Genomic DNA, 9,294 nt, shown 5'->3' with positions numbered 1-9,294 from the left:
AGTCATGAGATTCTTCGTTTCACTCAGAATGACAAATAGCAAACCTGTCATGCTGACGCAGGAAGCATCTCAATCATACCAACCCGTACTTAAATCCTTCCACTCAGGATTTATAGACTCAATCAAAGCAATTTTCTTCTCACGCAACCAACCTTTTATTTGCTTTTCTCGAGCGATCGCAGTATTTACATCCGAAGTGTCTTCAAAATAAACTAACTTAGTAATATTATATTTTTGGGTAAAACCAGGAATTATTTTTTGTTTATGTTCGTAAACACGTCTATTTAAATCATTAGTCACACCTGTATAAAGTGTTTTTGAGTTATTTGTCATTATATAAATATAATAATTATTCATATTTTTTAACTACTTTGATGTTTTTAGATTCTTCCTGCGTCACAATGACGATCGCCTGATGATTATCAAGTGCGATCGCATTTAGATTACGCAATAATTTATCACCTTAGTCAAGAGGGTCAAAACGATTTACTAGTATTGCTAAGGGAATCATTGGTAAGCCTACAAGCAAACAAATTAACCATTGTTGTAAGTTCAGTGGCGCAGTAGCAAATAAACGATTCATCAAGCTCCATTGACTGAATATAATCTGTAAAATGATCGCACAAGCAATGCCCATTCCCATGACTGAAGCATCGCTGAATGTTTGTCTAATTCCCCGTAATCGGTTAATGATAGCCATTCCTAATTGACTAATACTTAAAAGATAAAATAATCTCCCAGCGACTAACGCCTGAATTGCCATTGTCCAGGCTAAAGGGATATCGCCTGTAGTTTGTCGCATCCATTCAAACACACCAAAAATCAAAATCCAGTTAAAGATAGAAATTGCCAGGATACGCTTAATTAAACTGCGGGAAAGTAAGGGTTCGCGGGGGCTACGCGGCTGACATTGCATTACGTGTGGGGACTTTGGCTCAAAGGCTAAGGGTACAGTCATGGCGATGGAATTGACCATATTGAGCCACAGCACTTGTAAAGATAAAATTGGTAATACTCTAGCCAGTAGTACACTAATTAAAATTGTCATTGATTCGCCGCCGTTGACAGGTAAGATAAAGGCGATCACTTTCAATAGGTTTCGATATACAGTCCGCCCTTCTTCTATCGCCGCTTCTATAGAGGCAAAATTATCATCTGTCAAAATCATGTCTGCGGCTTCTTTGGCTACCTCCGTACCCGCACCCCCCATTGCAATCCCGATTTCTGCTTGTTTTAAGGCTGGTGCATCATTGACACCATCCCCAGTCATGGCGACAATTTCGCCTTTAGATTGCAAGGCTTCCACGATGCGGAGTTTCTGTTCTGGTGCAACACGCGCAAATACAGCCCCGTCTTCTATGGCGGTAGCTAGTTCTGATGTTTCCATTTGGGCTAGTTGGCTACCTGTGAAAGCCAGAACTTGACCATTTTGATTAAAGCCCATCCGTTCCGCGATCGCTTGTGCAGTGACTACATGATCGCCTGTAATCATTTTGACTTGGATACCAGCATTTTGACAGGCGGCTACGGCGGCGATCGCTTCTGCTCTAGGCGGATCGATCATTCCTTGCAATCCCAAAAAAACCAAATCTGCTTCGATATCTGCATGATCTAGTTCATCTTGAGCAGCTGAGACAGATTTTTTGGCAAAAGCCAGCACCCGTAAACCCTGATGCGCCATTGCATCAACTTTTTGATGTATGTTTTCTGGATCTACAGAAGCCGGATTACCCTGAGTATCTAATGTTTGCTGACAACGTTTGAGAATCGCCTCGACTGAACCCTTAACATAGATAGTCCTCACACCTGAAGCATCTTCATGCAAAGTTGCCATGTATTGAAACTCAGACTCAAAGGGGATAGTATCCAATCTGGGCATTTCTTGTTCTAAGGTGCGGCGTTCCAGTTCCCCTTTATTTGCAACAACTATCAATGCTCCTTCTGTGGGATCACCGACAACTTGCCATTGTTCTTCCTTATATTCTAAGTGTGAGTCATTACATAACAACCCCGCTTTCAGACATTCCGCTAAAACAGGATAATTGCGCCAATCTATTGGCTGTTCCTGGAATAAAATTTCTCCTTCTGGAATATAGCCTGTACCAGTGACTGTATATTGTTCCCCACCTGTATAAATTGCCTGTACAGTCATTTGGTTTTCAGTCAGCGTTCCAGTCTTATCAGAACAGATAACTGTAGCACCGCCGAGGGTTTCCACGGCTGGCAACTTCCGCACGATCGCATGACGGCGAGCCATGCGAGAAACACCTATAGCTAATGTGACTGTGACTACAGCAGGCAAACCTTCGGGAATTGCACTCACAGCAAAGGCTACCGCCGCTTCAAACATTGCTGGCCATGAATTACCATATCCCAACCCAACAGCAAAGGTCAGCGTAGCGATGCCAAGAATAATATATAGTAGGGTGCGGCTAAATTTATCAAATTTCCGCGTTAGGGGAGTTTTCAGGCTCGTACCTTGCTCCATTAGTTGGGAGATACGCCCAGTTTCTGTAGCTTCACCAATAGCAACTACAATGCCTTTACCAGTGCCAAAGGTAACAAAGCTGCCAGCGTAAGCCATATTAATGCGTTCGGCTAAGACTGCATCTTGATCGAGTGGTTGGGTGTTTTTTTCTACAGCCACCGACTCACCCGTGAGTGCTGATTCATTAACTTGAAGATTGCGGGATTGTACAAGACGCAAATCTGCGGGTACTTTATCGCCAGAAGCGAGTAAGACAACATCCCCTGGTACTAACTCCTGGGAGGGAAATTGTACCTTTTGACCATTGCGGAGGATAGTTGCATTAGTTTCTACTGAAGACGCTAAAGCTGCGATCGCACTTTCGGCTTTCGATTCTTGAATAAAACCAATAATAGCGTTAATTAGGGTTACGCCCCAAATTACCCCAGCATTTACCCATTGTCCAATTAAGGCTTTGATTGCCCCTGCAATGATCAATATGTACAACAACGGCTGATTAAATTGTAATAAAAACCTCACCAATGGACTTTTTCCAGGTTTAGCTTTGAGTTCATTAGCACCAAAACGTTCCCTTCGTTTTGTCACTTCATTGGGTGTCAAACCTGCTTCTAGATTAGTGTTTAAATTTTGTGCCACCTTTGATGCAGACAAGTTATGCCATTGCTGTGGCTGTATTGTATTTTGATTTGTTGCTGTCATTTTATTGGCCTAAAATTTTCCCATAGGCGGAATGTTAGCCATTTGGTTGTTAGCTAATCAATTCAAAATTATCGGCAATAAATATGATGGAAAAGTGACAGGAATCAGTTTAAGTGGCGTATTGTTCAATGCGCCAAGGTTGCCAAGCTTGTTGTATTACCTTAACATCACCCTGCGTTACAGAAGCATCCCAACGGGTTATGTTACTTTCACGCCAAAACTTTAAATCCACCAAAGCATGGTTAATTTCCAACTTACGGAGAGTGATGTTAGGCAACCATTCCGGTAAATATGGGTCAACGTAAAGCTGGCTATTGGGTGCATCCGCTTGTATACCCAGCATCGCTTGCAAAAGATGAAACACCGATGCAGCCGCCCAAGCTTGTGGTACGTTTGCTTCTAGATAGGGAACTGGAAATGCTCCCAATTCTTGCTCAATTCCTGCATAGAGTTCTGGTAAACGGTAACTAGCAAAATATTTAGCAGCATCAAAAATGCCATTCGCTACCTGCACCGCTTCTTGAGCAAAACCGTAGCGTTTAAATCCCATTGCAATCATACCGTTATCATGAGGCCAAACTGAACCCAAATGGTAAGAAAAGGGATTATATGCAGAGTTCTGGGTGGAAATGGTGCGAATACCCCAGCCACTCCACATATCTGCTTGCATGAGGCGTTGCACTACACGCGCTGCACGTTCACGACTAACGATACCACTCCACAGACAATGGCCAGGATTGGAAGCAATAGTCCGAACGGGTTGTTTTTCAGGGTCGAGGGTGAAGGCGTAGAAGCCTAAATCTTCACACCAAAATTGCTGTTCAAATTTTGTTTGTAGTTTGGCTGCTTTAGTACGTAGTTCACTAGCATAGTTACTTTCTCCCAAAACAGCGAAAACTTCTGCCATTCGCATATAGCCATCAAAAGCATAGCCTTGGAGTTCACACAAAGCTTTAGGAGCATCTACTTGTCTATCATCAGGATAAGCGATCGCATCACCGGAATCTTTCCAACTTTGATTTTCCAATCCCTGTGAGGAACGCATTTGATATTCCTGCAAGCCGTCGCCATCAAAGTCGCCATATCGTTCAATCCATTCTAAACAACGCCGAGCGACATCCCGATAGTTTTGTAACAACGACTCATCACCTAACCACTTCCAAGCTTCATGCAACGCAATTAAAAACAAAGAAGCAGTATCAGCAGCACCATAATAGGGGGAGTGCGGTATTTTATTAAAATACGCTAGTTCACCCATGCGAACTTCGTGCAGAATTTTACCTGGTTCAGCATCCCGCCAATCATCCCTATCTTGCGCCTGAAATTCTGCCAGTTTTTGCAATGTACCCCTGACGAAACCAGGATGCACAATCATATTTTGCAGGCTCACAATCAAACTATCACGACCAAATAAGGTGACAAACTTGGGTACACCCGCCGCAGGTATCCAACTATCCCCACTAAATTTATAGTCATACAGGCGCAACGCCCCCAAATCTTCTATTGATTGGTGGTACAGTCGATTAATATCTTCATCAGTAGAGGTAACATCAGTAACATTGTCTCGCCATTGTTGTTGTACCTTATCCAAACCTGTCTCAATAGCTGCTGCATAAGACAAGTCTAGGGGCTTGCGAACATATTCGTTATCTGCCAAGGTGTAAAAGCAACAAGTATTCCAACTAGCGCCAGGTTCTAAGGTAATCTCAAAAATAATTCGCCCATTGCCATAATGCGGCTCTACTGGACAGTTGGCTAAACGATAGCTAAGACAACGAAAAAAATCATCATTGCTGTAGGTTGTGACAAGTTCACTCTGCTCCCTATGCCATTGAGTTTCAATTTGTCCACGACGTACAATATTTTGAGACTCAACCTCAAAGATATCAGCAAAGTCTGAACGCAAAGCAACTTCTAAATTGAAATGAACCTTTTTCAGTCCATAGTTGGTTAGTTGTAACTCTTCGCGGATACCTTCACTAGCAACCCGACTAATCATTAATGATAGAGTACCTTGAGCATATGACCCATCATCAGTAATAAATTCTGGGTTTATCAGATAAATTCGCGCTGCATAATAAGCAGTTGTTGTAGAGGTCAGACGTATCCAATTTTTACCGTTAATATAACAAGCGTAGTAACACAAAAACCGTGTATCATCTGCAAAAATCCCCTGAGAAGTTTCAGGGTTTATATTGCCATCTAAATCAGACACCATAAAGGTTCTACCGTGATTAATTGTTAAATTTGGCGAACCAACATTTATTCTCATGGTTTTATTCGATCAACAATATTTTTATAGATCAATAATTTATGTTATTAATAAATGCAGATTTTTTTTAAATATCCTAGAAATTATGGCAGTCTTTGTAATGTAGAGATGCTAACTTATAACACCTCTACAATCGTGTTGCACTTGTGAGATTTTTTATGGGACAGCAGGGGTTGGGGCTGGAGTTACAGTTGGCGGAGTTTCAGGTGGGACTGCGGGTACAGGAGTCGCGGGTGGTGGTGCAGTTGTTGGGGTTTGAGTAGCAGGTTCACAAGCTCCAATCAACACACTTAATCCAATACTTGAAGCTAGCAAAATGAAGTTTCGGTTCATGATACCTCTTGTAAAAATGTACATGGAAAAGTTAGTACGGCCGTGAAATCAACGAATTTTGGTTGTTGGATTTTGGATGTCAGATTTTCTTCAATCTAAAATTGGCATGGTCAAAAGTCAAAAATCTGATAAAAATAATGGTTGTTCTATTTACGCCATGCTTTACTAAATAATGTCTACTGAAGTATGACAAAATCAGCTTTTCAAAGACGTGATTTATCCTGAAATATTTCGTAAATTTTTACATCTGTCCTTGGTTGTATAATAAAGATTTAAAATCAAATTAAGCGGGTAAAGCTGTTTGTTTTTCGCTTACAACTACTGGCAGAATTTGTTCACCAAAAAATTCGATAAACCTCTGCTGTTCTTTGTTGACGTTGTGCAGATAAATTTCCTCAAAACCTAGTTCCACGTATTGCTGTAACCACTCGATATGTCTTTGGGTTTCAGCTGAAATCCGCACATATTCATACATATCCTCCGGTTTGATAAATTGTGCCGCCGCATCAAATTGCTGAGGATTCTGGAGGTTTGCTAATACTGGACTTTGAAAAATGTTAGTCCGCCACTGTTCATAAGCACCTCTGAGGGCAGTTTCTTCATCTTGAGCGTAGGAAAGTTGAACTTTGAGGTGCATCGGCTTATTTTTGCCGCCACCTCTTTGAAAAGCATCGACTACGGCTTTTAATTTTTTGTAGGGGTGAGAAATTGTAATTAGTCCATCTACCCATCCCCCCAGCCACTCGGCGGTTTCTGGTGTAATTGCTGCGCCAATAATTAAGGGCGGAACTTCTGGACAGGTATAAAGTTTTGCTTCTTCTACCCGCACTAAACCATGATGAGTGACAGTTTTTCCTGTCCAGAGAGTGCGAATGATATCAGCACATTCCTTAAGGCGGACATTGCGTTCAATTTTGCCCGGCCAGCGATCGCCTGTGATTTTTTCATTCAAGGCTTGACCACTTCCCAAGGCTAACCAAAACCGCTTAGGAAACATTTCCGCCAGAGTCGCTGCTGCTTGAGCAATAATTGCCGGATGATAACGCTGTCCGGGGGCGCAAACTACCCCAAAGGTAAGTGGTACTGATTGCATAGCTGCACCTAGCCAAGACCAAGCAAAACCGCTTTCTCCCTGGCGCACACTCCACGGATGAAAGTGGTCTGAGGAAGATACACGCTCAAATCCTGCTCGGTAGGCAGCTTGTACATATTGTAAAAGCTGACTCGGCTTAAATTGTTCGTGGGAGGCATGATAACCAAACTTTGCCATAACTACTCCTCCTATCGGGAACTAAGTGGGAGAGTGAGAACCTCATCCCAAATTAGATAACGATTGAGAAGTTTTTCTTTATTGCTGAGGATAGAAAAAGACTACTACTTCTAGGGTGATTTTATCGAGATTTTAAATCAGCGATCGCACCTTTGGTCATGGCGGCAATGGCTTTATCGGTAGCTTTCGGTAAATGATAATATTTACCGCCGGCTGTTTGGGCTAATTCCTTAGCAAAACCAGTGGAGACGAATTTACTCTCAGTATCAATAACTAATAGCTGCATCCCCAAGGCGCGGACTCTCGCCGCAATTTCTAGCAATTCCCCCTTGATGTCTGGTTTTTCTCCCGGTTCTTGGGGTTCGCCTAAAGAACGGGACAGAGGAATATTACCCCGTCCGTCGGTAATTGCCACAACTACCACTTGCCCAATATCTCCACTCATGCGCGCATTTAAACCGACGCGTACAGCTTGAGTTAACCCATGTGCTAGGGGTGAACCGCCACCACACGGTAATCTTTCTAAGCGGTTGCGTGCTAAGGCAATAGAACGGGTTGGTGGTAATAAGACCTCTGCTTGTTCTCCCCGGAAGGGAATCAATGCTACTTGGTCGCGGTTTTGATAGGCTTCTGTCAACAGTTGCATAACTGCTCCTTTGGCTGACTGCATCCGGTTCAAGGCCATAGAACCCGAAGCATCGACCACAAACACCACTAAAGCCCCGGCTTTGCGTACCAAACGCTTGGCGCGAATGTCGCCCTGTTCCACAATAACCTTCTTGTCTGGGTGTCTCTCCCGTCGGGCTTTTTGATAGGGTGCAGCCGCCCTCAAAGTGGCATCTACGGCAATCCGGCGGACTTTACCTTTAGGTAACATCGGCTTGATATAGCGTCCCCGGTCATCGGAAAAGATAATGCTGCGACTTCCAGATTTACCTTGACGCTGTGCCATTTGAGCAAAGTACAGCACACTTTCATCTAGTATTACCCCTTCCGGGTCAAAGATAAATTCTTCGGGGATGCTGGGGGGTTCTTGGTCTTCTGGTTCGTCTGGTTGGTCTTCTTCCTCTTGTTGGTCTTCTTCTTCCTCTGGTTGGTCTTCTTCTTCCTCTTGTTGGTCTTCTTCTGATTCGTCCTGACTTTGTGGTGGTGGGGGCGGTGGGGGCGGTGCTTGGTCTGGGGGTGGTGTCTGGACAACAGTCGCCCGTGGGACAATCACCAACTCTACAGCCCGGCGTAAGTCGTCAGCATTTACCGTTGACCTCCCATCTAAAGCCGCAGCTGCTTTCGCAACTCGCACAGCAAATAATTCCGCCCGATGTCCCTGGACACCGCCGCGCAGGGCTTCATCTACTAGGTAAGCTATTTGTTCGCGGGTGATAGTGACATCTTTTAACCATTCCCGCGCCAGGAGAATTTGAGTTTTGAGCGAGTCTAAATCTTCGCTGTACTGTTGCAGAAATTCTTGGGGTGACTGGGAATAGGCGATCGCTTGCTCAACTGCGTGTACCCTTTGATCTAGACCGAGAACACCGTCAGCAGAAAGTGCGATCGCAATTCTATCTAATAAATGCTCCCGCAATGCCCCTTCTTCTGGGTTATAGGTGGCAATAAACAGGGATTGACAAGGATGCTGAAAGCTGATTCCTTCCCGTTCAATTTGGTTACGTCCTTCCGATAGGACTGTTAATAGCTGATTGGATATCTGGTCATCTAACAGATTGAGTTCATCCACATACAACACGCCTCGGTTAGCGGTGGCGAGTAACCCAGGCTGAAAGATGGTGTCTCCTTGTTTAACCGACTGTTCCACATCCACAGAACCGAGGAGGCGGTCTTCAGTTACACCGAGGGGAATTTGGATAAAAGGCGCAGGGATAATTGCTGTCGGGACATCCTGAATATCTTTATCGGCGTACTTTGCCAAAAGATAATCATCCCATGTTTCTGGGTGATTGGGGTCGCAGTTACTCAGCGAATCTTGAACAACTTCAATCGGTGGTAACAGCGCATGGATAGCCCGCGCCATAACAGATTTTGCCGTACCGCGACGGCCTGCGATCGCTACTCCTCCCAAACCAGGATCGACTGCTGCTAACAGCAAGGCTAATTTAATGGCTTCTTGACCGACAACAGCCGTCAAGGGAAAAGCGGTAATTGTAGGGTTGATAGTAGGCGCAGGCATGGTTGGCAAATAATTATAAAGGCAGGAGGCAGTTTTAATACGAACTG

The 9,294-nt window shown here is 43.9% G+C and carries 6 protein-coding genes; all 6 read right to left on the bottom strand.

Going from position 1 to position 9,294, the window contains the following annotated elements:
- Positions 1 to 69: 69 nt before the first annotated feature.
- Positions 70 to 357 (bottom strand): GIY-YIG nuclease family protein, encoded by a 288-nt coding sequence (locus tag VB693_RS22100; RefSeq protein ID WP_323268138.1) that lies wholly within the window; start codon positions 355 to 357, stop codon positions 70 to 72.
- 106 nt (positions 358 to 463) lie between these two features.
- Positions 464 to 3,187, bottom strand: coding sequence for a cation-transporting P-type ATPase (locus VB693_RS22095; protein WP_323268137.1), 2,724 nt, complete (start codon positions 3,185 to 3,187; stop codon positions 464 to 466).
- A gap of 109 nt (positions 3,188 to 3,296) precedes the next feature.
- Positions 3,297 to 5,459, bottom strand: a complete 2,163-nt coding sequence (locus VB693_RS22090; RefSeq protein WP_323268136.1) for a glycogen debranching N-terminal domain-containing protein — start codon at positions 5,457 to 5,459, stop codon at positions 3,297 to 3,299.
- A 156-nt stretch (positions 5,460 to 5,615) separates the two neighbouring features.
- Positions 5,616 to 5,792 (bottom strand): beta-Ig-H3/fasciclin, encoded by a 177-nt coding sequence (locus tag VB693_RS22085; RefSeq protein ID WP_190708544.1) that lies wholly within the window; start codon positions 5,790 to 5,792, stop codon positions 5,616 to 5,618.
- Positions 5,793 to 6,075: 283 nt separating this feature from the next.
- A complete protein-coding gene (locus VB693_RS22080; RefSeq protein WP_323268135.1) occupies positions 6,076 to 7,062 on the bottom strand; it encodes a TIGR03885 family FMN-dependent LLM class oxidoreductase in 987 nt (328 codons plus the stop codon).
- 121 nt (positions 7,063 to 7,183) lie between these two features.
- A complete protein-coding gene (gene bchD, locus VB693_RS22075) occupies positions 7,184 to 9,247 on the bottom strand; it encodes a magnesium chelatase ATPase subunit D (RefSeq protein ID WP_323268134.1) in 2,064 nt (687 codons plus the stop codon).
- Between the last annotated feature and the right edge of the window lie 47 nt (positions 9,248 to 9,294).

This window comes from Anabaena sp. UHCC 0399, from assembly GCF_034931465.1.
Classification (GTDB): Bacteria; Cyanobacteriota; Cyanobacteriia; order Cyanobacteriales; family Nostocaceae; genus Trichormus; species Trichormus minutissimus.
The sequence above is the reverse complement of the archived record's forward strand: the minus strand, read 5'-3'. Positions and strand labels throughout refer to the sequence as shown.